This is a genomic window from Bulleidia sp. zg-1013 (genome assembly GCF_019798045.1).
Classification (GTDB): Bacteria; Bacillota_I; Bacilli_A; order Erysipelotrichales; family Erysipelotrichaceae; genus Bulleidia.
In genome coordinates this window covers 32,686-57,492 of record NZ_JAGXEX010000002.1, presented here as the reverse complement: position 1 = coordinate 57,492, position 24,807 = coordinate 32,686, and the positions used below count along the sequence as shown (strand labels likewise).

Sequence of the window (24,807 nt, the reverse complement as noted above, 5' to 3'; positions counted from 1 at the left end):
CTTGCCAATTGCTTATTTCTTCTTCAGAAAAGCATTCGCTTTTTTATTTAATTCTTTCAGTGCTTCCTCTATCGTCTTATATTCATTTGAACAATATTTAACAAAAGTATCATTCACAACCTCTTTCAAACGATCGGTATTGAAGCGACCAATGAATTGAGAATTATCCAAAATATCTAATAACACTTTTGTATAAGGCATTTCCTTTTGATAAGATGCACTTTGAGAAATTTCTTTTTGGGCAGGAATTTGAGTACAACGAATATTTAATTTTTCCATTACTTTTGGTTGATAAACATATTCAATAAACTTCTGAGCGGCCGCCGCTTCCTTTGATTTTGCATTAATAGCTAAGGACCATCCCGTTTCAGCCGCAAATCGGTGTTGATTGGTATACCAAGGAACCCCAACATAATCAAAGTCTTTTCCTAATTTAAGATTAAAAGATTGAATCCCTTCTGAAACAATCCATGGTCCTCGAGGAACCATCATTGCTCGTTTGGCATATAATTGTTGATAACCCTCTAAATTACCTCCGCCAGTCAGCCCCTCTAAATTTGTTACTTTATCTTCTTTCACCAATTTAGCTAATTCTGCAAAGGATTTTTTGGCTTCTGCAGTCTCGAAATTAAAAGCTGTGCCATCTTCATTGATATAAGCTCCCTTTTGTTGAAGAATAAAGGACAAGAAATAATAAGATACGGAATCCCAGTTAACAAAATCAAACCCTTTTACTTTAAATTTATTCCCATCTTTTCTAGTTCCTTTAATAGCTGTTTGTTTTAATTCTTCCCAAGTTTTCGGCACTTTCAAACCAGCTTCTTTTAATAGATGAAGATTAACCACCATACCTCCATTTTCAATATTAAACTCAATCGGTACAGCATATAATTTATTTTTATGCACCAAAGCACCATAAGTTGCTGGATAACATTCTTTTTTCACTTTTTCAGCAAATTCTTTTGGGATTTCTTTTAAAGCTCCTGTTGGCGCAAAATCCAGGGCCCAACCACCCCACAACTCATAGATATCAGCACCTCCTTCTTTATTAATCAAAGAAGTTTGTACCTTCGATTCAAAATCATTATAAGGAAATGTTTCCAATTCTACACGAATATTTGGATTTTCTTTTTCAAAATTCGCTATGATATCCTTATACGCATTATTCCAAGGTTCATTTTGATGAGCCCACATCTTCAAAACGACTTTTTTATCGGATTTTTGGCTTGTGCTGGAACTCTTAGAACATCCGGCAATATTGACTAAGAAAAGTATTGCCATAATGGCACTAATTATTTTTTTCATGTACTTTCTCCATATCGATTGTTAGTGTTTTAAAATAAGATAAGTATTCTTTATTTTGATTTAACATTTCTTGAACCATCTCTTTCACTTCTGTCATACTACATACCGCAGCTGTCAAAGGATCATATAAACAAGCTTGATAAACAAGATTTGGATCTCCATTTATGGCTGCCTTCACTGCCAATTCTTCAATCATGGCAGAGTTATTCACTAAGATGGATAAGTGGTCTGGAAGGGTGACTTGTTTAATTGGTGTGATACCTTCTTTGGTAGCGACCACCGGAACTTCCACACAAGCTCCTTCTTTTAAATTCGTTACCAAATTATGATTTTTTAAATTGCCATTGAAGAAAAATGGTGTTTGATCGCCAAAAATAGCATTAAAGATATTGGAGGCATATTCTTGACCTCTCTCTAGCTCGACATCACTTGAATTTAACCATTCTTGATATTCCTTTTCCCAAGTGTCTTCTCTACCTAAATATTCATCCAGAATATACGCATGAGCTCCCGGATTCCAACCTGTTCCATGCGTACAATACTTTTCAATTAAATCAGGACGTTTTCTAAACCAAGATACATATTCAGAATTATGACCGGAAGATTCTGTCACAAAATAACCAAGATTTTTAAACATTTCAATTCGGACCGGTTCTTCATTAGCAATTTCTTCTCGCTGAATCGCTTTGTAGATATCCGGGTAAGCATCTTTGCCATCGACCTTATATTCCAAATAGAAAGCTTGATGGTTAATCCCGGCACAGGTATATTCCACCTTCTTATCACTCGCGCCAATCCATCTTGCCAGCATTTCCGCCGTTCCTTGAACACTATGACATAAGCCTGTAATATTCATCTTACTCATGGACTGTAGATAGCTAACCAACATTGCCATTGGATTTGTATAATTTAAAATAACAGCATTCGGACAAACTTCTTCGGCATCACGAATGATATCCAAGATGACCGGAGCTGTTCTTAAAAAGCGGAAAATCCCGGAAGGACCACGTGTATCACCAACACAGACATCCACACCATATTTTTTTGGAATTTCAATGTCGTGACGCCAAACATCCACGCCACCTTGTAAAATGGTAATCAAAACACCATCGGCCTTTTTTAAGGCTTCCCTTCGATCTAATGTTCCAACCACTTTGGCAGGATATTTCCCTGCATCAATTATTTTTTGAACCCCTTTCACTGCATACTTTAAACGAATTGGATTGATGTCCATCATGTAAAGTTCGCAGTCTCGAAATGCTTCAAAGGTCAAAATGTCGCGAACCAGATCTTTTGTAAAATCAAGAGAACCGGCTCCAATAAAAGCAAACTTTTTCATTTCCTCCTCCTATGTTTAGTAAACATTATATTTGTTTACTTTCTATAATTGAATTATATTCTGAAGTTTTTTCTTTGTAAAGGCTTACAGCAAAAAATAATGACTTTTTATTGAAATAAATGATAGAAAGAGTTAAAATTGTTTAGTAAATATTTCACAAGGAGAAAAAATGACCACTATTAGAGCTATAGCAAAAAAATTAAATCTATCCCCCGCTACTGTTTCTAGGGTTTTAAAAGAAGACCCTGCTTTTAAGATTTCCAACGAAACCAAAGAAAAAATTTTGCAAACCGTGCAGGAATTAGGCTATAAACCAAGAAAATACAACAACAAACAATCAATTCATATTGGAATACTCATGTCTCTTACTTACACCTATGGAGATTCTTTCTTTTATGATATTTTGGCAGGTATACAAGAATACTGTTCCAAGCATGATGTCGTCATTTCTCTGATTGCCAATTACGAGCAATTTCATGACAATTATTCTCATATTGAAAATCAGTTAAAACAACTCGATGGACTCATTGTTACAGATTTGCCCAATCAAAGAGAAGAATTTCTATCTAGTCTACACTGTAAGTTTGTTTTCATTGATCATTTTGTACCTGGTTACGCAAACATTGGTTACGATAAAGTTCATGCTAATCAACTCATTATGAATCATTTATTTCAAAGTCATTATCAAAAAATTGCCTATATCGGGGGCACAAGCGATGATAATTATTATCATCCTATTCGCTTAATGGTCTATAAAAACGCCTTAGATGTTCATGGAATCAATTTTGATTCAAGTTATCTATTTGATTGCCAATGGAATGCAGAAATATGTGCTGAAAAGGTTGATGAATTGCTGGAACGACATCCGGATGTTGAAGCTATCTTTGCCGGATCAGACGCCCTAGCAACCACCGTTATTTCAAGATTAAAAGAACTTGGAAAAAATTGTCCTGATGATATTGCTGTCGTTGGTTTCAACAACAATCCCCTTTCCGCCAATTTTGACCCACCTATAACAACCGTTGACTTACCATCCAAACAAATGGGATATGAAGGAGCTAAGTTATTATCCAAACAAATCAAAACCAATACGCAATATAACTATCAACTTCTTCTCCCTGTTGAATTGATCGTTCGACAATCCACAAAAAAAGAATAAAAAATGAAGTGAACCCCCAAAAATCGGATAAGCAATTAAAGGAGATTTACTTTTTATTATGGCAAAACTTACGAGAAAACAGAAAATAAAAATCTATCACAAAAGAAACTGTTAAATCTCTATCAAGCATGAAAAAAGGTGTTTTTCTTTTAACACCTAAATTCCCCAAATAAACCAAGTGAATAGACCGCCACCAATGACAGCTACTAAGGTAAACGGGATACCAATCTTCATAAAATCTTTCGTGCCAACCTCATAACCGGCACGATTTAAGATACCAATACCGGTGATATTTGCGGTAGCTCCAATCGGTGTTAAATTACCACCTAAAGTAGATCCGATCAATAAGCCAAAATAAAGAAGCGTTGGTTGAATACCCATATTCATGGCAATACCTTGCACCACCGGTAACATTGTCGCTACATAAGGAATATTATCCACAAAAGCTGAAAGCACAACCGATACTACCAATATCAAAACATACATCAATAGAACAGAATGACCGCCAATCTTCACAAAAAGCTTCGCAATCTCCGTAATCACACCAGCATCAGTAATACCTTGAATGACAATAAACAAGCCGGTCAATAGTAATAAAGTCTTAACATCAATCGCTTTCATCACCAATAAAGCATTTTCTTTCTTTTTACGAATAAGCACTTCATATAACAATCCAAATAATGCAAATCCTACGCAAATCATACCATTGGTTAATTCTGGTTTATTTTCAAATTGAGAAGCGAAAATCAAAGAAGCAACCATCCCCATTAACAAACCACTAGGCACCAAATTCATTACCTTCGTTTCCACTTGAACCGATACTTTTTCATTTTCTTTCCGAAACAAGAACAATAAAACAGGTATTGTTAATAAAGCCCCTATTTCTGTTGAAAAAGCAATCGATAGTCGACCTTGATAAAAGAAAAAATCATTAAAACTCATATGGGCATAAGCACCTAATAAAATAGAAGTTGTGTCCCCCACCAAAGTCGCCGCTCCTTGTAAATTAGAAGAGACTGAAATGGAAATAATAATTGGGATTGGATTGATATTTAGCTTCTTAGAAACCGATAAACCAATTGGTGCTAACATCAATAAAGTCGCTACATTATCGACAAAGGCACTCACGATTCCCGCAAATAAACTTAATACAATCACTGCCCATTTCACATTTGGTGTCATCTGAAGTAACTTTTCCGCCATCAACATTGGCATTTGCGACTGAATAAATAATTCAACAACCATCATCGTTCCCGCTAGCATCAAAATCACATTCCGGTTGATTGCCCCGAGAACATGAGAAATTGGTAAGATTCCCACTAACACAAAAAGAACAGCCGCCCCTAAGGCAATATAAGGGCGATAGTTCGGCAAAAATAAAAGTAAGCCATACATGACAATAAAAATTCCAAGAGCCAGTGCCATAAATTCTCCTCTTTCGACATTCTAATATCTTAACACTTTCAGTATAATAGTAGAAATGAATATCCAAGTTTCTAAAACATTAGATGCCTTTTTTAATCGTTGTCTAGCCCATATCCAACAAGACTATAAAGCTGATTTTTTGGCTTATCATGTAACCGAAGCTGGCGAAAGAAAGGTTCAAAAACTACTCCAAGAAGCTAACTTTGCGGAATTTCAAGGTCCTAAGAAAGAATGGCCCTCTCTTTTTCTATCCACAAAAGAATGGGAAAATAATCCCTATCACCGGCAGATTCACTTAGATTATGTTAAAGATGAACATTTCTCTTTCAAGAAAGAAAAGACAGCCGGTTTTGAATTATTCAATAGTGATGAAATTCAAAAAGATCCGCAACGGGAATTAAACGATTGGATGAAATTAAGAGCCATGGATCAACACTTTGAAACTCTTTATCTCTATCAAGACGATAAGGATTGGATGATGGATGCTCCAAGTGAATACAATACTAATTATCGCCCTGCTCAAAAAGCTCATGGAAAAGTACTTACCTTCGGTTTGGGAATTGGCTATTTCCTATGGTTTGCTTTGGATAATCCAAAGGTTAAAGAAATTACCGTAATTGAAAAAAGTGAAGCTGTTCTTTCGATGTTTCAGCGCTTTCTTTACCCACAATTCCCACAAACAAAAAAAGTTCATTTTATGTTAGGTGATGCTTTTGATTATTTTAATGAAGAATATCTAAATTCGTTTAATTATGTGTACACGGATATTTGGCAATCTCCACAGGACGGTTTATTTCTAATCGAAAAATTATTGGAACAAGTTGATCTTCCTTTAGAGAAAGGCGATTTTTGGATTGAAGAAAGTTGCTATGAAGTCATGTGGACACTTAGCTTCTGGTATTTTTATTCCTTATACACAGGACAAGATTTTCAAATGAGTGAATCCTATCAGTCTTTATACAAAAAAATCCAACTGTATTACAGTCGGATTGATGAAACATTAGAGGAAGAAAAAATCAAATTTTATATCTATGACACCCAAACCATTCGTCATATTCTACACCAACCATGGCAAGAATAACTTCGCTAGGGATAAGAATATAAAGAAACCCAATACATCCGTAGCCGTCGTCAAAAAGATACTGGAAGCAACCGCCGGATCAGCTCCCAGTTTTTTTAATAATACCGGAACCGCAAAACCAAATACCCCACCAACAATTAAATTACCAATCATTGCGATAAAGATAATCAATGCTAAATAGAAATTGTGATAAATTATCCATACCGCAATACCGGTAACCAAGCCATTGATAGCACCATTGATGATACCAAGAAGTATTTCTTTATTAAAAGATTGGAAGTGTTTCTTAAAGCTAATCTCTTCCGTAGCAATGGCTCTAACCATAATGGATTGTGTCTGACTGCCGGAATTGCCTCCCATTCCTGTCACAATCGTCATAATGGAACTAAGGGCAACGACTTGAGCAATCGTATTCTCAAACATCTTAACTGTCATAGAAGCTAAAAAGGCTGTCGCTAAATTAATCAATAACCATGGTAAGCGTAAGCGAACCGATTCCCATAAGGTTGTATCTAAACTTTCTTCCTTTGATACACCCCCTAATTCCAAGATGTCTTCGTTATACTCTTCAATCATGACATCAATGACATCATCGACGGTAATAATGCCTAAAATCACATTATGTTTATTCACCACAGGAATCGCATTTAAGTCATATTTAGAAACCAAACGAGCTACTTCTTCTTGGTCCATTTCCGGTGGAACAGAAATCACATTTCCTTTTGCAAAACTGGAAATCAAATCCCCTTTTGGTGCTGTTAAGAAATTACGTAAATCAGCTGTTCCTATTAGTTGACCACGAGAATTAACGACATAAATGGTTTCAATCACTTCTGTTTTTGGGGCAATTTCACGAATTTTATGCAAGCCTTCTGCGACCGGTAAATCACTTTTCAAAGCAATATAAGCAGTGGTCATAATACCACCCGCTGAATCTTCTGGATATTCCAACAAACGCGAGATGATGCTTCGATCTCCTTTGTGCATCTTATTGATAAAATTCTTTCTTTTTCCAATAGGCATTTCACCAATCAAATCAACAATATCGTCCTTTTGCATGTAACTCAAAACATCCATCACATCCTCTAAAGGAATATTATCAATAATACGCATCCCCAATTCTTCATCGGATTGTTCCAGAATAAGCGCAATATCTTGCACATTTAGAAGTGAAAGAAGCTTCCATATTTCTTCATCTTCTAACTCTTTAGCACAATGAGCAATATCCACCGCATTGATTTCATGTATATATTCCGAAAGGGAAGCAGCTTCTGAATGATCAATCATCTCTCTAAGTTGTCTGACACTCATTTCTTCCATGAATTCATCCATCTTATCTACCTCCTTCATGCTTTTTTATTATATCAACTCAAGTCCTTTTTTACATGAAAAAAGCCAGGGTTTTTACCTGACTTCTCGTGATGGGGAAGATGGGACTCGAACCCACACGCTGTCTCCAACACAGGATTTTAAGTCCTGTGCGTCTACCATTCCGCCACTTCCCCAAGAGGTTCCTGCCGGAGTCGGACCGGCGCTCGCTGAGTTGCAGTCAGCTGCCTTACCACTTGGCTAAGGAACCGTTACTTATTTAAGTTGCTTTAATATATTACCGAATATTTCTTTTCTTTGCAAGACATAAATTGAAAAACTTTATATAACAGTCTAGGATTGTCAAAACTTCATTTTACCCGAACCTCCTGCTTTGGAAAGGTGATGATAAGAGTGTTTTGTGGTAAAATAAACAGCAGGCATGCTCATCTCTTTCTATACTTATTTTGCGACTTAGTATATCCGATGAGCATGTCTTTTTTTGTTACACTTCATTTTACAACGGAGTGTTTTTATTTTTGTAAAATTGTAATATTTATTTTTTTATTTATATTCTTCAACTGTCTTTTTTTCTATATTAAATATTTTTAAAGCTGATTTTCTAAGTTTGTCTTTCTCTTCGTCTGATTTTTTGAAGTCGTTGTTGTATAATGTTCCTTCCCAGCTTCCATACATTGGGTTTGGTAACATGATGAATTTATCTCCCCATTCTTTAGCATTTTCTTTAACGAAATTATCTCTTCCTTGTAGAGAGCCATCTTTTGGAGTTGCGAAGTCGTGTAAGTTATCCCCAACTAACATAACAATTTTGTGTGTTTCTTCAACTTTCTTTCTTCTAGCGTCTTTCCCTTTTTCTCCCTTAGCTTTTAACATTAGATTTGCATCGGACTGTAAAGGAAGTTTCTTTTCTATAAGATTTTTCTTAGTAGCTTCAAATTCAGTTTCAGCATTCCTATCTGTTACATAGAAAATTCCAACACCGTTTTTGTTAGCAAAATCTAAAAATTCTTTTGCGCCATAAACAACATCAGCTTTTCCATACATAACCCATTCGTGCCATCCTTCCGGATATGCTTTGCCATTAACGGCATAATGTGCTTGAATTGGTGAGTTATCCAATACAGTTTCGTCTAAGTCAAGAACAACTGCTAATTTTTTGTTTGATTTATTATTTTTGATTTTTTCTTCTAATGATTTAATAGCAGCATTATATCCTTGAGTATAAAGTGCCTTGGCTTCAGCAGAAGTTTGATACCAAGCAACAGCCATCATTCCCTGAGCAGGTAATTTAACGCCGTCTTTCTTTTCTTGAGTTGCAACTGGTTGCTTAGGCGCTTCTGTTGCCTTTTTAGCAGGTGTTGAACAAGCAGTTAATAATAACAGTGCAGATAGTATTAAAATAGACTTTTTCTTAAACATAATATCCTCCTAAATTTATTACAATCTTACAAAGACATTATATCGTATCCTATTTTTGTTAATCAATATATTCATGCTTATAATAGCCTAAGGTGTTTTTCAATATGTAAGAATTCAAGCAATATGAAGCATCGTTGAAGATAAGGTTTAAACCACTTATTTAAAAGATTAAATCTACTTTTACTTAATGATGTATCACTTATATCATAATATCTGGAACTAGATTCTTTGCGTCGACAAATAAGCTGACTTTCATTTCTAAAGCCTATTCCCATCTCATCTAATTTGAACTTCTATTTAATGACAGTCCACAAGATTTATTCTATATATTTCAATAAATCATCTATCGCTAATTGATAACTCTGAAATCCTTCTCCTTGAATTTGTTTTAAACAATAAGGTTTGATGTATGAAATTTTTCGGAATTCTTCTCTTTCATCTACTTTAGAAAGATGGACCTCGATAACGGGAAGCGGTGAAATGGCTTTGATGGCATCGGCTAACGCAATCGAGCTATGGGTATAACCGGCCGGATTAATAACAATACCATCCACTTTTTTAAAATAAGCTTCTTGAAGCCAATCAATGATTTGACCTTCATGATTGGACTGAAAAAACTCCAATTGAACCTTTGGATTATCTTTCAATAATTGTTTCTCTAAATCCTTCAGACTTTTTCTTCCATAGATTTCTTTTTCACGAATACCCAACATATTTAAATTTGGTCCATTGATAATCCAAATGGTTTTCATTCTTTTTCCTCCACTCTAACGCCCAGTTTCTTTAAATCATTAAAGAATTGCGGATAACTTTTTTGCACGGCTTCGCTACCTTGAATCATAGTATGGTTAGTTAAAGTAGCCAATACCGACAAAGCCATCACAATGCGATGATCCTGATGACCATATAACACTTGATTTGGTTTTAACCTTCCCCCGGTAATAAAAGCATCATTTGCATAGACTTCCATTTCAATCCCAAGCTTCTCTAGTTCCTCTTTCATGGCTTGAACACGATCGCTTTCTTTCATACGTAAGCGGTGAATATTCTTAAAGTGACTTCTACCCTCTAATTGTGAAGCAACCGCCATTAAGATAGGCGCAAGATCCGGACAATCTTCTACATCGAAAAAGGAAGCTTGCCTTGTTTCAAGCTGTTTTAAAAATTCGATTATTTTAAAATCGGCTTGCTTGGAATGGTTATTTAAATTTTCAATATGAATATCTTTATTCTGTAAAAAGGCTAGCGCAAATAGAAAAGCGGCGGAACTATAATCCCCTTCAACTCCATAATCAAAGGCTTGATAGTTTTGATTACCTTCTATGAAATAACAATTTCCTTGTTTCTCAACCTTAATTTTCGCTAAGCGAAGCATATCTAAAGTCATTTCAACGTAATCTTTTGAAACCAACTTTCCTTTTATCTCCAAGCTGGAATTTCCATCTAATAACGGTAACGCAAATAAAAGACCGGTGATGAATTGTGAAGAAATACCACCATCCACCACATAATGACCCGCTTGAATGGGTCCTTTTACTAGAATTGAATAAGCTTCTTTTTGGAAGAGAAAGTCTTTTTCTTTCGCCAGTTTTTCATAAACCATTTGTCCTCTTTCTAAAAGTCGTTTCGTACCGGTGAATTCAATTGGTGAATTACCTGTCAAAGCCAAAGGAATTAAGAAACGAAGTGTTGAAGCACTTTCATGACAATCTAGTACTAATTTATCTTGTAGATGAAAATTAGATTGCACAAAGATTTGAGTTCCATCTTGTCGAAATGAAACACCCAAGCCTCTTAAACAAGCCATAGTTGCCTGAATATCTTGATTATCCGAAAGATTTTGAATGCTGGAAACCCCTTTGGCTAAAGAGGTCGCTATTAAAGCACGGTGACCATAAGACTTAGAAGTCGGTACCTTTAAACTTATTTCTTGCCCATTAAAATGTTCAATACAAACGGAAGTCATAATTCACGCCCTATCGCCTTCGCAACCAATTTTGCTTTTGGAACCAACTCTTTTAACTTTTCCGGTTTTAAGGATTGCGCTCCATCAGACCACGCTTTCTCTGGATTATCATGAGCTTCTATCAACAAGCCATCCGCCCCTGCCGCAATGGATGCCAACGATACCGCTTCAATTAATTTCCAATCCCCTGTCGCATGCGATGGGTCAATCACAATTGGTAAATGCGTTCTTTGTTTAATAATAGGAACCACCGCTAAATCCATGGTGTTTCGCGTATACTTTTCAAAACCACGAATACCTCGTTCACACAAAATCACATTTGGATTACCGGATGAAAGAATATATTCGGCTGACATAATCCACTCTTCAATCGTGGCTGACAAAGCTCTTTTTAATAAAATTGGTTTCTTCGTGCGACCAACCGCTTTCAATAAATCATAGTTTTGCATATTTCGCGCGCCAATTTGAATGATGTCCACATTTTCAACAAATTCCTCTAATTTATCACTCGACATTAATTCTGAAATAATAGGCAATCCTGTTTTTTCTTTCGCTTTTTTCATGGCTAAGATACCTTCATAGCCCAAACCCTGAAAGGAATAAGGCGATGTTCTAGGTTTGTATGCGCCACCTCTTAAAACCGAAGCACCACACTCTTTCACCGCTGTACCAATACGAATAATTTGTTCTTCACTTTCCACAGAACAAGGACCCGCCATTAAAACAATCTTTTCTTGACCGCCAATCTTGAAATCAGCCACTTGAACAAGAGAATCTTCCGGATGAAAAGCACGGTTAGCCAATTTATAAGGGACTGAAATACGACGCACCACTTCTACCCAAGGACTTGCTTTAATGGAACTTTCATCTAAGGAAGCTGTATCACCTGTCAAACCGAAGATATAGAATTCATCGGCCGGTATTTCATGCACCTGTAAACCAAGGCTTTCAAAATGCGCTCGCATTTTTCCCATTTCTTCTCTTGGCATTTCTTTTTTCATCGTTATAATCATTTTATTTTCTCCTTCAAGCGAAAGATGGTTTCCGCTATGGATGAATTATTATCTAATTCTATATCCGCATATTTCGCATACAATTCTTTTCTTTCCGCATAAATTTGATATAGTTTTTTCTTCGATGGATAAAGTGGACGATGATTATCTAAAATCATTTTATCCACATCCCGTTTCACCCAAATAAGAATACCATTGGCTCTTAAGTAAGTCATCGCTTCTTCATTCAAAACAATTCCCCCACCTGTCGCAATGACTTGGTGATTGGATAACGCTAATTCTTTCGCTACTTCTAATTCTTTTTTCCGAAAATAAACTTCTCCTTTTTCTTGAAAAAGACAATTTATGGAAAGACCTTCTCTTTTTTCAATGATAGCATCCATATCCAAAGCCTCTTTATTAAAGGCTTTTGCGATGGTGCTTTTGCCGGAAGTTGCCATACCAATGAAAACAATATTCCTTTGTTCAAAACAAAGCGCCTTTAAACAAGATTGAATTTGTTTTTCATTTATGTCCACACCAAAAAAGATTTCATCCGCCTTAGCAGCTTGACGAACCAACATTTCTAAACCACTCATGGAGGGGCAAGGAGCTTCTTGCAATAACTTCGTACGCATTGGATTAGCGATAACATCCACCAACCATTCAACTTTTGAAAAATCCAAATACTTAGTTAAGCTTTCATTTAATCTTGGAAACATGCCCACTGGTGTACAGTTCACAATGGCTTGGTAATCCATATCCTTAATTTCTTCATAAGCAATCGCGTTGTCTTTTTTGCTTCGAGAAACCGGTTGAACCACAGCTCCTTCTTTTTTTAATACATAACGAATTGCCTTAGAAACGCCACCTGTTCCTAAAACTAAAACCCTTTTCTTCTTTGCCTTAAAACCATGGACTTTTAAACAATCCGCAAAAGCCGAAGCATCGGTATTATAGCCAATACAATGATGAATGGTATTCACAGCCCCTATTTCTTTCGCTTCTTTACTTAAACTTTTTAAAAGAGATAGAACTTTTTCTTTATACGGTATAGTCACATTCAAACTATCTTCTTCTTGGATAAAAGAAGCCAACTCTTGTTCGGAAATATCCCATAATTGATACTCTTTATTTAAGAAAAAATGATGGATAAAAGAAGACATGGAGTGATGTAAGGGATGACCTATTAAACCTAATCGTGCCATAGACATTCCTGTTCTCGTTTCATATAGGCGTTTAAAATCACAAAAGCAGTCATAGCGTCAACGACCACTCTTGCCCGATGAATGATGGCCGGATCGTGTCTTCCTCGGATGGCAAGCCTTGTGTTCTTTTTGTTTGCTAAATCAATCGTATCTTGCGATAAGCCAATCGATGATGTTGGTTTTACAACGGTATGGAATATCAATGGCATTCCATTTGAAATACCACCATTGATACCGCCATTGTGGTTGGTCTTTGTTTTAACAGCACCATTATCATAGTACAAAGCATCGTTGATTTCTGAACCTTTGTATTTTGTAAAATCAAAACCTAAGCCAAATGAAATTCCTTTAATAGCGGGGATAGAAAATAAAGACTTCGATAATTCACTTTCTAAACCATCAAACAACGGATTCCCTAAGCCAAGTGGTAGACCAATGACAACCGTCTCTAAAATACCCCCAAGAGAATTCTTTTCTTCTTTTGTTTCTAAAATCAATTCTTGCATGGATTTTGAAATAGAGCTATCTAAAACCGGAAAATCCAATTGACTTAACACTTGAATATCTTCCTTATACACCTGAAATGGTCGATCTTGAAGATTATATAGTTGTTCAATATGACTGCCAATATAAATTCCCTTATCTTCCAATAATTTCTGACAAAGCGCTCCGGCAACGACAAAAATAGCGGTTAAACGACCACTAAACATATTTCCACCCGCCATATTCATATAACCAAAATACTTTTCATAGGCCACATAGTCGGCGTGCGATGGTCTTGGTTTATTTAATTCATAATCCTTGGATTGTGCATTCTTATTTTCCAGCACAAACGAAATCGCCGTTCCCTCGGTATAACCATGATGAATACCTGATAAAAAGACAGGTCGATCTTCTTCTTGACGAGCCGTTGAGATAGAGCTCTTCGCCTTTCTTAACTTTAATTTATCTTGAATGTAGTCAAGCGGTAATAAAATACCTGCTGGAATACCTTCTAAAACACCACCCAGCTTAGTTCCATGACTTTCCCCGAAAACCGTTAGACGAATTATTTCACCGATATGGTTGGACATACGACCATCCTTTCTAATTCCGAAAATGAAATGGTTTGAATTGTGGCTTCCCCTAGTTGTTTAACCAAAACAATGGAAATGCCGGCAGAATTGACTTTTTTATCTTGTTCCATATAAGGTAAGAGTTTTTCACGATTGACTTCATAGTGAATCGGACAATTCATTTTCTTTAAAACACGTTGAAGCCTTGTTTTTAATGGTTCTTCTAACATTTCCAGCATACCCAGACCAACCGCTTCGCCATGCAATAATTTTCCTTTCGCATAAGCTTCATAAGCGTGTCCCCATGTATGTCCGAAATTTAAAATCATTCTTAATCCAAGTTCTTTTTCATCTTTCTCAACAATTTTCTTTTTAACAAATAGACTTTTTTCGATAATATCTTCCATCACCCATTCATCTTGTTCAAAGAGTTGAAATAAACTGGAATCCGCAATCAAACCGGCTTTTAAAGCCTCTATTAAGCCATTATAAACTTGTCTTACCGGTAATGTCTTTAAAACCAAAGGATCGATAAGAACCAACTCCGGTTGATAGAATGTTCCCACTACATTTTTATAGCCTTCTAAATCAATCGCTGTTTTTCCACCAATTGAAGAATCCACCATGGATAAAGTGGTTGTGGGTATTTGAATATAGGCAATTCCACGTCGATAAGTACTCGCTACAAAACCGGCTAAATCACCAACAACCCCACCCCCTAAAGCCAATATCATATCCTTGCGTGTTACCTTTAAGGACACAAGTTTCTTTAAAAGAAAAGAATATGTTTCTAAGGATTTATGTTTTTCTCCTTGTTCAAATTCAATTAGAGCGGTATTTGATAATTGGTCTAATATCAAATCTTTCCATTTCTTTGGAACACCTGTATCGCTAATGATGATGTACCTTTTTTGTGTATTTAGATAGGTATTTAAATGAGCAAGCAATCCATCTTCCAGATAAATAGAATAGCTCTTATTTGGGATTTTAACATCTATTTTCTTCATTTCTTTCTCCTATCAGCACACCAAAAAAATAGCGATGTTTACTGAATTATGATAACTTTCTTCCGGCTTTCTTTCAATTGTTTCTATCGTCTTAGAGAAATGAAAAAGAGCCCGGGCATTGGCTCTTCTCATGTTGTTGATTAGTCTTTTTCGGAAATTGCTTCGACTGGGCAAACGGGAATGCATGAGAAACAAGAAATACAGGTGTTTTCATCGCATTCGGATTTTCCATCTTCATCTAAGCTTAAAGCTCCTACGGGGCAAGTGTCAACACAAGCTCCACAACCAATACAAGTATCTTTATCAACTGTCACCGGCATGAATAAATCCTCCTCGTAATTTGATTGTACAACTGACAAGCCATGTTAGAAAAGACTAACTTCTTACAAAAGAAAAAGGCTGAAAAATCAGCCTCTATTTAATCTTTAAAACATGTTCCTTAGCATGAACTAAATCGGTAATCATATGGCAATAAGGGGTTGGAATACCTAAGGCATCACCTTTCTTCGCTACTGCTCCATTGATGTAATCAATTTCCGTTAGACGATGATTTTGAACTAAATCTTGATGCATAGATGGATAGTGACCGGCCGCCACAACGGATGTATGCATCACATAATCCTTAATCGCCTGTTCATCCAGTTCAACACCGGTCGCTTCGCCAACTGCTACAAATTCATGAATGATTGTATTGACAACCCTTAGTGCTTCTTCACTTGCAAAGAATTCACCAATGGTACAATCTAACAAAGCACAAGTGGAGTTCATCGTTCCATTAACACAAGCTTTACGCCAAATAGATGGAACCACATCTTTATCATAAGTAACCTTCAAACCGGCTTCATTCATTAAGTCCACAAAAGCTTTCGCTTCTGCTTCTCCCTTTGGATCAATGGATTGTAAGTTAACCGAACCGGTGGAGGTTAATAAAGCCGTTCCCGGTCCCTTTAGACCAGCTGTCCAAACCGTAACACCCATCAAAATATCTTTTTCCGGGATATACTTTTTAATCACATCCTCATGTCCTAAACCATTTAGTAAGCACAGAACCTTTGTTTTATCCGTGATAATTCCTTTTAAGCTTTGTAGCATATTTTCCAGCTGCATTGCTTTTGTGAATAAGATGATGAAATCGGCTTTTTGTGTCGCTTCCTCCGGTTTCATAATTGGAATACGAACACAATCTTCTTGATCACCAACAATCTTTAAACCATTTTCTTGAATGGCTTTAATATGATCTTCCCACTTATCTAATAAAATAACTTCTTTACCTGCTTTAAATAATTGATAACCAAAGCGACATCCCATCGCACCTGAACCGGCAATATACGTTAACATTTTTTATCCTTCTTTCTATAATTGATTAACCTTTAAACACGAATATTTCTTTCTTATACAGATGTAGCATATCCCCTAACACTTTGTCAACGATATAGCCAACTGCGAAAGGAACCACAATCCAAGCCACTAACATCATCCACACATTCACTGAACCGGCGTTTAAAGCCGCTAATGGTGAAACTAATCCAACAAAACCGAATCCTGCTGAACTAGGTGTACCAACCATTCCTAAAAGAGGAACTGTTAAGGAACTAATCGCCGCCGTTGTCGCAACCGGCAAAGCCATAATTGGATTGGTTAGGAAATTAGGCATCATCATCTTCATACCACCTAAAGCAATGGCTGTAGGAACGCCAGGTTTATTTACTTTTAAGGTTGCCCACACCAACAAAGCCGCCGCACTAGCAACGCCCATACCGGCCGCCGCTGAGGACATACCATTTAAACCAATGGCTAAACCAATTGCAACAGTCGAGATTGGCGAAATGATAATGATAGAGAATGAAATTGAAATAAGAATACTCATTAAGATTGGTTGTAGAGTGGTAAAGGAATTAATACCTTTACCAATTAAGGTTGTAATCATGGAAACATAAGGTAATGTAAGTGTTCCAATCCAACCTACACCAAAACCAACAATAATTGGTAAGAGAACTAAGTTCAATGAACCTAGTTTTGGACTAACGGCTTTGATCACCAAAACAGCCAAAGCCGCTATCAACATGGTATTAATAACATCACCAATACCGGCCAATTGGAACAAACCAACTTCCTTACCGGCCGCCATAGCCGTCACATACTTCCAAGCTCCCGAAGCAATGTAGGTCGTTCCACCTAATGTAGCGGACTGAATAGCATTCATCTTAAATTGCATACCAATCAAGAAACCAGCCATAATTGGTGTAAAGAATTGGAATACGGTTACAATATGTAGCCAATCCGCAACCAATGGATTTGACGCAAATGGCTTTAGAAATGTTGCTAAAATCGCATTTGGAATTAAAGCCACTACAATCGCAATAGTTGTCCCATTTAAGATTTTAAGAATAAATGAACCAACTGTTTCTTTTTGAACAGCTTTTTCAGACATACGAATCTACCTCCTAATTATGTGAACGATTTCACTTTATATATTTATATTAGCTCCTCCATCCTTAAATTCAAGTAAAAAAATTTCAAAATCCCATCAAATTCCCATCTTTTTTTCTTTTATTGTTTGAAATTTTAAATTTTTTTCACTTTCCCTTTTACTTTAAAGAATAAAATAATTCAAAAAAGCAGTATTTTGAGCCTTTTAAATTTGTTTTTATTTCATTCTTTCATGAACTTTAAATTTTTTTACATTTTTCATTTTTAATCCATCTTTCCTAATTTTTCTTTTTCAACAGCCATTGAATACCCTTTAGAATTCTTGCCTCCGGATCTTGAAAATGCCCACCTTCATTCCATTCAAATGTAGTTTCAATTCCTCTTTGTTTTAAAACACCATAAATTTCTTTCGTACATATTTCAACTTCAGCCATCCGATTATTCTTAGATTGTGCTTCTTTATTGCCTAAACTAAAATAAACCTTTTTGGCATAAACAGTATTTTGTTTCAAATAAGACACAAAGTTATCGTACCAAAGCGATGCTGATACTGATAAAACAGCTTGAAAGCTGGTTGATTGTATCGAACTATATAAAGCAAATAAACCGGCTAAGGAATACCCGCCAATCCAACGTTGTGAAAAAGAAATTCCTTTTTCAATATCCAATCGTTCCTTTTCAAAGGCTTCTAAGAAATTAGACGCATGACCTTTGAAATCATCTGCCTTTTTAAACAGCTTTTCACTTGGCCAAGGGCTTAAATCCCCGTTCCAATCAAATTCATCTATCATCACCAAATGAATTTGTGCAACAAAGTTTGTGTTGGCGTACATTTCTTCAAAAGCCAATCGCTCTTTTGTTTCCATAAATAGATACAAAATAGGTTTTTGTTCTTGTAAGTTTCCGTATAAATGCATTTTCATAGTCTACCTCTTGTTATTATTATATGAAAAAAGAGCTGTTTCTAGCTCAATTTTGTTAGTTCCTTATTTTGATAATTCTTTCATTTTGGGTAAAACAGTTAGTGCTTTTACAACGCCGTCTTCATAACTTAAATCAGAAGCTGAAATTCTTACCAACTCATCCCCATTGACGATAATCACATAATTACCTAGAAACCATCGTACTCTTCTAACTGGTACCTTATAGTAATCAGCAATAAACTTTGCCTTAGCTTCCATTTCTTCTTCGGTATCAATTTTATCTTTGATTTCATAACCATGGTTAACTTTATACTTCAAAAACGCAACCACTTCTTTCGCTGTAACACCATTAAAATAACCTTGCTTTTCCATAGCAATGATGTCATTGATACTAATCGCATGATAATGGGAATCATGTAACCAGTAGAAATACTTACCATTTTTATCTGGTGTTTGAATACCAAAGACAGCCAAGCCATCTGTAACCATTCCATAATGCGTCATTTTTTGTAGGTTCTTAGATAGAACTTTTTCTACCTTTTTATCAAACCTTTCTTTCACATCCTCATAAGTGAATTTATCTTTATCTTTAATTTCCGGTTGTTTCTCGGGTTTGGTTTCATTCGGAATATATTCTGCCTTAGGGAACATAGCCTTTGGATTTTCCTTTGTGATACCAATTTCTTTGCCATTTTCATACACATGAAAATGGTCACCATGGTCAACAATCTTTGTGATATTTTTACCCTTTAAATCCGATAAACGCAAAACACCGACAATTGGTCCCATTTCTTTATCTTGATTAGGAACACTTGGCTTTGGTAAAAGCGCCTTTGGGTTTTTTGGCTTATTGGTAGGATGGTCCGCATGATTTCCCTTGTATTCACCATATTTAGCGTTTGGATAAAAGGGACGAGGATCTTGGTGGGTGATGAATTCTCCACCATCTGTTGTGTAAATATGATAGTGATCGCCATGTTTTAGAATCTTATACACCGATGGTTTAGAATCTAAATTTGGCATAGAATGACTTGGTTTTTTAGGATGATGAGAACCTTCATACTTAGTAATCTTAATTTTCTTAAATAGTGAAGATGGATTTTGGTAAGTTAAATATTCTTTACCATCCGCTGTATACACATGCCAATGATTACCATGAACCTTGATAGACACCACTTTCTTTGTTTTTAACTGCTTTAACGTGATAACTGGAATTAAATCCAAATGATTAGCATCCTTTAAATGAGATGGATTCGTGTAAGTAATATGTTCTTTACCATCTTTGGTATAAACATGCCAATGATCCCCATGTTTTACAATTTTGGTAATGTTGGATTTTTGGATGTTTGTGTCATCCACTAAGACCGTTGTCGTCGTATCTTTTTCATAGGTTGTGACTTTTGTTTCCACAACTTCTTTCTTTTCAGGCTCTGTTTTAGAAACCGGCTTTTGCGTTAAAGTGCACGCACTTAAAGAAAGAATAGTCAAAATAGCCATACTTGATTTTTTAACAATAGAATTCATGTTTCTTCCTTTTTTACTTTCTTTTAATAAACATTGCGATGATTAAGAAAGCCACCGCGATTAACACAATCACGGATCCCGGTTTCAAATCGGCATAGTAAGAAACCAACAATCCTAAGTAAACAAACAAAAATGATAAACCAATGGATAAGAATAAGGTCGCCTTATAAGTGCGTGCAAATTGCATCGCACAGATGACCGGTATAACCAACAAGGAGGACACAATCAAAGAGCCAATGGTTTTCGCAGAAATAGAAATCGCAATTGCACTTAAGAAGGTGAATACAAAATTCACAAACTTCGCATTGACTCCTAAAATTGGAGCCGCCTTTGCGTCAAAGACGCTTAAATACAATTGATCGTATATCCATCGATAAAGGACAATCACCAGTATTGATATTCCTATAACCAAATAAAACTCATCATCCGAAATGGTTACGATTGACCCAAACAAATAGGAATTAATGGAATTACTATTTCCTGTAAAACCGGAGAAGATACCGGCTAAGCCAATTGCGGCGGCCAGAATAATCACCGTTGATATTTCTTGATAAGACTTTAATTTTTGTTGAATAAACTCGATGCTGAGACCAGCTATCACACAGGCAACAATAGCTCCTAATAAAGGATTAATTCCTAAGCACAAACCAATCGCAACACCCGCTAAAGAAGAATGTGCCAAGGTATCACCCATCATGGATAGACGCTTTAATAGAATTGGTAAGCCTATGCAAGGTAAGATAATCGCTAATAAAGTTCCCGCAAGGAAGGCTCTTTGCATGAATTCATAGCTTAACAAATCAAGCATACTGAACCTCCTCACATTGTCCATTCACAATTTTTAAAACTCGATCAACATGACTTTGCACATCCTGAAGATGATGCGTAACCATTAAAATGGTTCTGCCTTCTTTCCTCAATTGTTCAAGCATTTGATAGAGTTCTTCCGAAAAGACTTGGTCTACCCCTGTGGTTGGTTCATCCAGAAGGATGAATTTTGCGTTCTTAATCAACGCCAACAAAATAGCTACTCTTTGAAGCTGACCGCCGGATAATTCACTTAATGTCTTATTGCCCTGTTCTTCTAAGTTAACCAGCTTCAAATAGGATGAATCATCTTTTCCTTTTTTTAAATAACGCAAATGAACTTTAACCACTTCGCTAACAGTTGTTGGAAAGTGGCGATAATTCATGACGGAATTTTGCGAGATATAAGCGATATCTTCATAGTGATTCTTCTCTTGCACCAAATCCCCAAATAAGCGAATTTCACCCTCTTGGGCTTTTAGATTGCCTAGGATTAGATTGAGCAAAGTACTCTTTCCAGCCCCATTTTCTCCAACCATCGCAACGAACTCACCTTCATTTATGCCACTATTTAAATGGCGCAAAATCCATTCTTTGTTGTCATAGGTATAGCCTACATTGGATAGCTGAAGAATTTTATTCATGAAATGATTTCACCAAATTTTCTAAGTTCTTTTCCATCAATCCAAGATACCCTAGTTTCTCTTCTTCGCTTGTTACACTTTCTAAGGTATAAAGAACATCGGTACGAACACCCGTTTCTTTTGCTAAGGTTTCCGCTACTTTTGGTGTTGCCTTACCTTCAAAGAAAATCACTTTGATTTTATGACTCTTCACAAAATCCGCCAATGTTTTTAACTGTTTCGCTGTTGGTTCTTCCTCCGGAGAAATACCCGCAACCGCAACTTGTTTTAAACCATAATCCCTTGCTAAGTAGTTAAAGGCAGAATGAGATACCACAAAATATTTCTCCGAATTAGCCGGTAATTTCGCTAATTCTGTCTTAAATTTTTCATCTAATTTCTTAAATTCAGCTAAAGACTTCTCTAAGTTTTTCTTATAAAAATCTTTATTTTCTGAATCTAGTTGTGATACTTTTTCATAAATGCTTTGTAATTCAACCATCGCATTTTTTATACTTAACCAAGTGTGTGGATTCACATGATGTTCTTCTTTATGTTCGTCCTTATGCTTTTCTTTCTTATCATGGTCATGGTTCGCTTTTGCTTCAAGAAGCGTTAAGCCATTCGATAAATCAAGAAACTTCTTATCTTCTTTTACCGTTTTTTTAAGACTATCCATAAAGGATTCCATCCCTGCCCCATTATAAACAATCAAATCAGCCTTTGAAATTTCAGCCATATCCTTGGTTTGAAGTTCATAATCATGAGGCTCTTGATCCCCTCTGATAATTTGATGGACTTCCATCTTATCGCCAACGATACGCTTCGTTAAATCCCGCACTGGATAAAAGGTCGTATAAATGACTTTCTTCTTTTGTTTTGCTTCACGTGTCGTTGCTTTTCTCGAACATCCAGCCAATCCCAAAGTTGAAACCAAGAAAACAGCCAATAGTTTTTTAATCAGATGGTTCATTTTTTCCTCTCTTTCCCTAATCTAATAGTTGAATGAAATGAATTCAATATCACAAATATACTCATCTATGTTTCACTCGTCAAGCCTTATTATTCAAAAAGATAAAATCTATTAAAAATAACGATAAAATAAGGCTTTTCAATGCTTTGATTGTTCATTTGAATGAATATTCACGCAAGTGTTATCTACCTTTATAGTTGAATTATTGCTCAATTATTATGTGATTATAAATGCGATAATATTCAAATGTTATTTCCTGAGATAAATCAGATTAAATCCGAACTTTTCTTGAACATACCCTAACTAATCTTATAATAATAAAAGGAAAGGGATATTTATCTATTTATGCAATTACTTGTTCATATTACAAATCACGAAGAAAGTATTTCTCCCATTTTAGCGAAAATGATGGAAGCCGGCTTCCATGGTGCTAGTGTCTTGGACTGTGAAGGGATGTTAGCGAATTTAAACAATTCCAATGCCGTAAGTGAACTATCTATGTTCGGCGGCTTACGTCAATTCCTAAATCCGGAACGCCCTCAAAACAAGCTCATTATGGTTGTTCTCAAAGATGAACAAATCCAAAAAGGAATTGAAATCATTCATCAAATTTCCGGTGACTTAAAATTACCAAATAGTGGGGTTCTATTCTGTGTACCTGTCACTAGATGGGAAGGGGTAAGCGATTGATGAGTATTACCTTTCATCTTGGTTTAGCCATTTTAACCGGATTACTATTAACCCTACTCACTAAAAAAGCTCAATTACCAAATGTAACAGCGTATATTCTTATTGGCGTATTGATTGGCCCTCATCTTTTACAATTTATCAACCATGATATCTTATCGTCTTTAGGAGTCATTCCCGAAGTGGCTTTGGGATTTATCGCTTTTTCCATTGGTGATGAATTTGAATTGAAAGCTTTAAAGGCGATTGGAAAACCGGCTTTAATAATCACTCTTTTTGAAGCCTTAGGGGCAGTTCTTATTGTGGATACAATCACTTTATTATTAGGCTTTCCACCAGCGGAATGTCTTATCCTTGGCGCACTGGCCGCTTCAACAGCCCCTGCCGCCACTTTGATGATTATTCGCCAATACAAAGCAGATGGTCCTTTAACAAGAATGTTACTACCCGTTGTGGCGGCGGATGACGCAATTGGTTTAATCGCTTATTCTATTTCTATTTCCATTGCCGTTGGCATGGTTAACCACCAAAGTTTCTCTTTTATAAGTACCATTTTATTACCAATCGCAAAGGTACTTGGTTCTTTAGTCCTAGGAATTGTTTTAGGCATTTGTCTATCATTCTTACATCGCTATTTCCAAGTGGTTATGAACCGAATGTCCCTATGTGTTAGTTTTGTACTAATGGCTTGTGCTTTAGCGAAATACCTTGGCTTAAGCGATTTATTAGTCTGCATGGCTTTGGGTTCTGCTTATGTGAATACTCGAAAAGATGCTCAAAAAGTATTGCTGTCCATCAATGATTGGACTTACCCTCTTTTCATTCTTTTCTTTGTTTTATCGGGAGCTGAATTAGATTTAGCCGCTTTACCAAAAGTTGGTGTTTTAGGCGTTCTTTACATCGTACTTCGTTTTGGTGGAAAGTGGTTGGGATCTTATCTTGGTTCTGGTTTATCAAAACAACCATCTGTCATTAAAAACTACATTGGCTTTGCCCTTATGCCTCAAGCCGGAGTAGCCATTGGTTTAGCTACTTTAGTCATCAAAGATATGCCGGGAGAAATTGGTAAGGAAATTCAAACTATTATTCTTTCCGCCACTTTAGTCTATGAACTAATTGGACCATTAGCGGCTAAGTTTGCTTTGAAACAAGCAAATGAAATCCATGTTTAATATAAAAACAATGTCCTCAAAAGACATTGTTTTTTAGTGTATACCTACTTAGCTTCTTCTAAATAAGAAATCTTTTTACCCATTTTCTTAGCGTAAGCAATTTCTGATTTTGTACTATCGCCGATATAACCATTTTTATTAATCACAAAGATTTCATCCGCCATATCAATTTTTCTTTTATGCATATCATCTAACATTTCTTTGGTTTTCGTCAAAGTACCCTCATCCATCTTTTCCCAAACCTCATTATCACCAGAATGACCAAATAAGCCAACACTAATCACAATCTTACCAGCTAAAGTAAGATTCTTTTGTACTTGCATAAATTCATCTTTGAAACGAGTACTTCCACATAATGTGACAACCTGATATTTTCCTACCAT

24 protein-coding genes and 2 tRNA genes are annotated in these 24,807 nt (G+C 36.0%); 4 read left to right on the top strand and 22 right to left on the bottom strand.

Annotated features, from left to right (window positions below):
- Positions 1–12: 12 nt before the first annotated feature.
- Together K7I92_RS02015 and melA are read right to left on the bottom strand one after the other, a co-directional pair.
- Positions 13–1,305, bottom strand: a complete 1,293-nt coding sequence (locus K7I92_RS02015; RefSeq protein WP_220281841.1) for an extracellular solute-binding protein — start codon at positions 1,303–1,305, stop codon at positions 13–15.
- Positions 1,289–2,644: an alpha-galactosidase gene (melA, locus tag K7I92_RS02010; RefSeq protein ID WP_220281840.1), complete on the bottom strand. Its 1,356-nt coding sequence runs from the start codon at positions 2,642–2,644 to the stop codon at positions 1,289–1,291. The genes K7I92_RS02015 and melA overlap by 17 nt, the downstream gene beginning before the upstream one ends.
- 169 nt (positions 2,645–2,813) lie before the next feature.
- Here melA and K7I92_RS02005 point away from each other — a divergent pair, with 169 nt between their 5' ends.
- Entirely contained in the window at positions 2,814–3,803 is a 990-nt protein-coding gene (locus tag K7I92_RS02005; RefSeq protein ID WP_203244581.1) for a LacI family DNA-binding transcriptional regulator, read from the top strand.
- A 156-nt stretch (positions 3,804–3,959) separates the two neighbouring features.
- Here K7I92_RS02005 and K7I92_RS02000 read toward each other — a convergent pair whose 3' ends face one another.
- Complete coding sequence (locus tag K7I92_RS02000; protein ID WP_220281839.1) at positions 3,960–5,228, bottom strand: SLC13 family permease; 1,269 nt, start codon at positions 5,226–5,228, stop codon at positions 3,960–3,962.
- A 55-nt stretch (positions 5,229–5,283) separates the two neighbouring features.
- On the opposite strand from K7I92_RS02000, the gene K7I92_RS01995 reads away from it, so the two are divergent.
- Positions 5,284–6,309, top strand: coding sequence for a hypothetical protein (locus K7I92_RS01995; RefSeq protein ID WP_220281837.1), 1,026 nt, complete (start codon positions 5,284–5,286; stop codon positions 6,307–6,309).
- Here K7I92_RS01995 and mgtE read toward each other — a convergent pair.
- From mgtE to K7I92_RS01905, 18 genes are all read right to left on the bottom strand, one after another.
- Positions 6,286–7,641: a magnesium transporter gene (gene mgtE / locus K7I92_RS01990; protein ID WP_220281836.1), complete on the bottom strand. Its 1,356-nt coding sequence runs from the start codon at positions 7,639–7,641 to the stop codon at positions 6,286–6,288. The two genes, K7I92_RS01995 and mgtE, sit on opposite strands and share 24 nt — an antisense overlap.
- Before the next feature lie 90 nt (positions 7,642–7,731).
- Positions 7,732–7,814: transfer RNA gene (locus K7I92_RS01985), tRNA-Leu, on the bottom strand.
- A 3-nt stretch (positions 7,815–7,817) separates the two neighbouring features.
- Positions 7,818–7,888 (bottom strand) — tRNA-Cys (locus K7I92_RS01980).
- Between the two features lie 293 nt (positions 7,889–8,181).
- Complete coding sequence (locus K7I92_RS01975; RefSeq protein WP_220281834.1) at positions 8,182–9,057, bottom strand: 5'-nucleotidase, lipoprotein e(P4) family; 876 nt, start codon at positions 9,055–9,057, stop codon at positions 8,182–8,184.
- A 317-nt stretch (positions 9,058–9,374) separates the two neighbouring features.
- A complete protein-coding gene (aroQ, locus tag K7I92_RS01970) occupies positions 9,375–9,809 on the bottom strand; it encodes a type II 3-dehydroquinate dehydratase (protein ID WP_203244586.1) in 435 nt (144 codons plus the stop codon).
- Positions 9,806–11,023 (bottom strand): 3-phosphoshikimate 1-carboxyvinyltransferase, encoded by a 1,218-nt coding sequence (aroA, locus tag K7I92_RS01965; RefSeq protein ID WP_220281832.1) that lies wholly within the window; start codon positions 11,021–11,023, stop codon positions 9,806–9,808. Before aroA ends, aroQ begins: the two co-directional genes overlap by 4 nt.
- Positions 11,020–12,036 carry a 3-deoxy-7-phosphoheptulonate synthase gene (gene aroF / locus K7I92_RS01960; protein ID WP_220281831.1) on the bottom strand — a complete coding sequence of 339 codons (1,017 nt, stop codon included), beginning with the start codon at positions 12,034–12,036 and terminating at the stop codon, positions 11,020–11,022. Before aroF ends, aroA begins: the two co-directional genes overlap by 4 nt.
- Positions 12,033–13,223 carry a shikimate kinase gene (locus K7I92_RS01955; RefSeq protein WP_220281830.1) on the bottom strand — a complete coding sequence of 397 codons (1,191 nt, stop codon included), beginning with the start codon at positions 13,221–13,223 and terminating at the stop codon, positions 12,033–12,035. Before K7I92_RS01955 ends, aroF begins: the two co-directional genes overlap by 4 nt.
- Entirely contained in the window at positions 13,211–14,296 is a 1,086-nt protein-coding gene (aroC, locus tag K7I92_RS01950) for a chorismate synthase (RefSeq protein WP_220281829.1), read from the bottom strand. The genes K7I92_RS01955 and aroC overlap by 13 nt, the downstream gene beginning before the upstream one ends.
- On the bottom strand, positions 14,272–15,285 hold the full coding sequence (gene aroB, locus K7I92_RS01945) for a 3-dehydroquinate synthase (protein WP_220281828.1): 1,014 nt from the start codon (positions 15,283–15,285) through the stop codon (positions 14,272–14,274). Before aroB ends, aroC begins: the two co-directional genes overlap by 25 nt.
- Positions 15,286–15,425: 140 nt before the next feature.
- The gene (locus K7I92_RS01940; protein ID WP_203244592.1) at positions 15,426–15,605 is read right to left on the bottom strand and encodes a 4Fe-4S binding protein; all 180 of its coding nucleotides are present in this window, start codon (positions 15,603–15,605) and stop codon (positions 15,426–15,428) included.
- Between the two features lie 94 nt (positions 15,606–15,699).
- Positions 15,700–16,623: a 2-dehydropantoate 2-reductase gene (locus K7I92_RS01935; protein WP_203244593.1), complete on the bottom strand. Its 924-nt coding sequence runs from the start codon at positions 16,621–16,623 to the stop codon at positions 15,700–15,702.
- Positions 16,624–16,648: 25 nt separating this feature from the next.
- On the bottom strand, positions 16,649–17,716 hold the full coding sequence (locus K7I92_RS01930) for a PTS sugar transporter subunit IIC (protein ID WP_220281827.1): 1,068 nt from the start codon (positions 17,714–17,716) through the stop codon (positions 16,649–16,651).
- A 277-nt stretch (positions 17,717–17,993) separates the two neighbouring features.
- Positions 17,994–18,638: a hypothetical protein gene (locus K7I92_RS01925; protein WP_220281826.1), complete on the bottom strand. Its 645-nt coding sequence runs from the start codon at positions 18,636–18,638 to the stop codon at positions 17,994–17,996.
- A gap of 63 nt (positions 18,639–18,701) precedes the next feature.
- Positions 18,702–20,162 (bottom strand): hypothetical protein, encoded by a 1,461-nt coding sequence (locus K7I92_RS01920; protein ID WP_220281825.1) that lies wholly within the window; start codon positions 20,160–20,162, stop codon positions 18,702–18,704.
- Positions 20,163–20,175: 13 nt separating this feature from the next.
- Positions 20,176–20,970 carry a metal ABC transporter permease gene (locus tag K7I92_RS01915; protein ID WP_222150644.1) on the bottom strand — a complete coding sequence of 265 codons (795 nt, stop codon included), beginning with the start codon at positions 20,968–20,970 and terminating at the stop codon, positions 20,176–20,178.
- On the bottom strand, positions 20,963–21,613 hold the full coding sequence (locus tag K7I92_RS01910) for a metal ABC transporter ATP-binding protein (RefSeq protein ID WP_203244598.1): 651 nt from the start codon (positions 21,611–21,613) through the stop codon (positions 20,963–20,965). The genes K7I92_RS01915 and K7I92_RS01910 overlap by 8 nt, the downstream gene beginning before the upstream one ends.
- Positions 21,606–22,565 (bottom strand): metal ABC transporter substrate-binding protein, encoded by a 960-nt coding sequence (locus K7I92_RS01905; protein WP_220281823.1) that lies wholly within the window; start codon positions 22,563–22,565, stop codon positions 21,606–21,608. Before K7I92_RS01905 ends, K7I92_RS01910 begins: the two co-directional genes overlap by 8 nt.
- Positions 22,566–22,910: 345 nt before the next feature.
- Between K7I92_RS01905 and K7I92_RS01900 the strand changes: the two genes are divergently transcribed.
- The gene (locus tag K7I92_RS01900; protein ID WP_203244600.1) at positions 22,911–23,255 is read left to right on the top strand and encodes a hypothetical protein; all 345 of its coding nucleotides are present in this window, start codon (positions 22,911–22,913) and stop codon (positions 23,253–23,255) included.
- A complete protein-coding gene (locus K7I92_RS01895) occupies positions 23,255–24,424 on the top strand; it encodes a cation:proton antiporter (RefSeq protein WP_203244601.1) in 1,170 nt (389 codons plus the stop codon). Before K7I92_RS01900 ends, K7I92_RS01895 begins: the two co-directional genes overlap by 1 nt.
- Before the next feature lie 44 nt (positions 24,425–24,468).
- Here the strand turns inward: K7I92_RS01895 and K7I92_RS01890 are convergent, their stop codons facing one another.
- On the bottom strand, positions 24,469–24,807 hold the full coding sequence (locus K7I92_RS01890; RefSeq protein ID WP_220281822.1) for a hypothetical protein: 339 nt from the start codon (positions 24,805–24,807) through the stop codon (positions 24,469–24,471).

What these genes read in the sequence shown, in the direction of transcription:
- K7I92_RS02015 (WP_220281841.1), bottom strand. Translation starts at nt 1,305, where the DNA reads ATGAAAAAAATAATTAGTGCCATTATGGCAATACTTTTCTTAGTCAAT.
- melA (WP_220281840.1), bottom strand. Translation starts at nt 2,644, where the DNA reads ATGAAAAAGTTTGCTTTTATTGGAGCCGGTTCTCTTGATTTTACAAAA.
- K7I92_RS02005 (WP_203244581.1), top strand. Translation starts at nt 2,814, where the DNA reads ATGACCACTATTAGAGCTATAGCAAAAAAATTAAATCTATCCCCCGCT.
- K7I92_RS02000 (WP_220281839.1), bottom strand. Translation starts at nt 5,228, where the DNA reads ATGGCACTGGCTCTTGGAATTTTTATTGTCATGTATGGCTTACTTTTA.
- K7I92_RS01995 (WP_220281837.1), top strand. Translation starts at nt 5,284, where the DNA reads ATGAATATCCAAGTTTCTAAAACATTAGATGCCTTTTTTAATCGTTGT.
- mgtE (WP_220281836.1), bottom strand. Translation starts at nt 7,641, where the DNA reads ATGGATGAATTCATGGAAGAAATGAGTGTCAGACAACTTAGAGAGATG.
- K7I92_RS01975 (WP_220281834.1), bottom strand. Translation starts at nt 9,057, where the DNA reads ATGTTTAAGAAAAAGTCTATTTTAATACTATCTGCACTGTTATTATTA.
- aroQ (WP_203244586.1), bottom strand. Translation starts at nt 9,809, where the DNA reads ATGAAAACCATTTGGATTATCAATGGACCAAATTTAAATATGTTGGGT.
- aroA (WP_220281832.1), bottom strand. Translation starts at nt 11,023, where the DNA reads ATGACTTCCGTTTGTATTGAACATTTTAATGGGCAAGAAATAAGTTTA.
- aroF (WP_220281831.1), bottom strand. Translation starts at nt 12,036, where the DNA reads ATGATTATAACGATGAAAAAAGAAATGCCAAGAGAAGAAATGGGAAAA.
- K7I92_RS01955 (WP_220281830.1), bottom strand. Translation starts at nt 13,223, where the DNA reads ATGGCACGATTAGGTTTAATAGGTCATCCCTTACATCACTCCATGTCT.
- aroC (WP_220281829.1), bottom strand. Translation starts at nt 14,296, where the DNA reads ATGTCCAACCATATCGGTGAAATAATTCGTCTAACGGTTTTCGGGGAA.
- aroB (WP_220281828.1), bottom strand. Translation starts at nt 15,285, where the DNA reads ATGAAGAAAATAGATGTTAAAATCCCAAATAAGAGCTATTCTATTTAT.
- K7I92_RS01940 (WP_203244592.1), bottom strand. Translation starts at nt 15,605, where the DNA reads ATGCCGGTGACAGTTGATAAAGATACTTGTATTGGTTGTGGAGCTTGT.
- K7I92_RS01935 (WP_203244593.1), bottom strand. Translation starts at nt 16,623, where the DNA reads ATGTTAACGTATATTGCCGGTTCAGGTGCGATGGGATGTCGCTTTGGT.
- K7I92_RS01930 (WP_220281827.1), bottom strand. Translation starts at nt 17,716, where the DNA reads ATGTCTGAAAAAGCTGTTCAAAAAGAAACAGTTGGTTCATTTATTCTT.
- K7I92_RS01925 (WP_220281826.1), bottom strand. Translation starts at nt 18,638, where the DNA reads ATGAAAATGCATTTATACGGAAACTTACAAGAACAAAAACCTATTTTG.
- K7I92_RS01920 (WP_220281825.1), bottom strand. Translation starts at nt 20,162, where the DNA reads ATGAATTCTATTGTTAAAAAATCAAGTATGGCTATTTTGACTATTCTT.
- K7I92_RS01915 (WP_222150644.1), bottom strand. Translation starts at nt 20,970, where the DNA reads ATGCTTGATTTGTTAAGCTATGAATTCATGCAAAGAGCCTTCCTTGCG.
- K7I92_RS01910 (WP_203244598.1), bottom strand. Translation starts at nt 21,613, where the DNA reads ATGAATAAAATTCTTCAGCTATCCAATGTAGGCTATACCTATGACAAC.
- K7I92_RS01905 (WP_220281823.1), bottom strand. Translation starts at nt 22,565, where the DNA reads ATGAACCATCTGATTAAAAAACTATTGGCTGTTTTCTTGGTTTCAACT.
- K7I92_RS01900 (WP_203244600.1), top strand. Translation starts at nt 22,911, where the DNA reads ATGCAATTACTTGTTCATATTACAAATCACGAAGAAAGTATTTCTCCC.
- K7I92_RS01895 (WP_203244601.1), top strand. Translation starts at nt 23,255, where the DNA reads ATGAGTATTACCTTTCATCTTGGTTTAGCCATTTTAACCGGATTACTA.
- K7I92_RS01890 (WP_220281822.1), bottom strand. Translation starts at nt 24,807, where the DNA reads ATGGTAGGAAAATATCAGGTTGTCACATTATGTGGAAGTACTCGTTTC.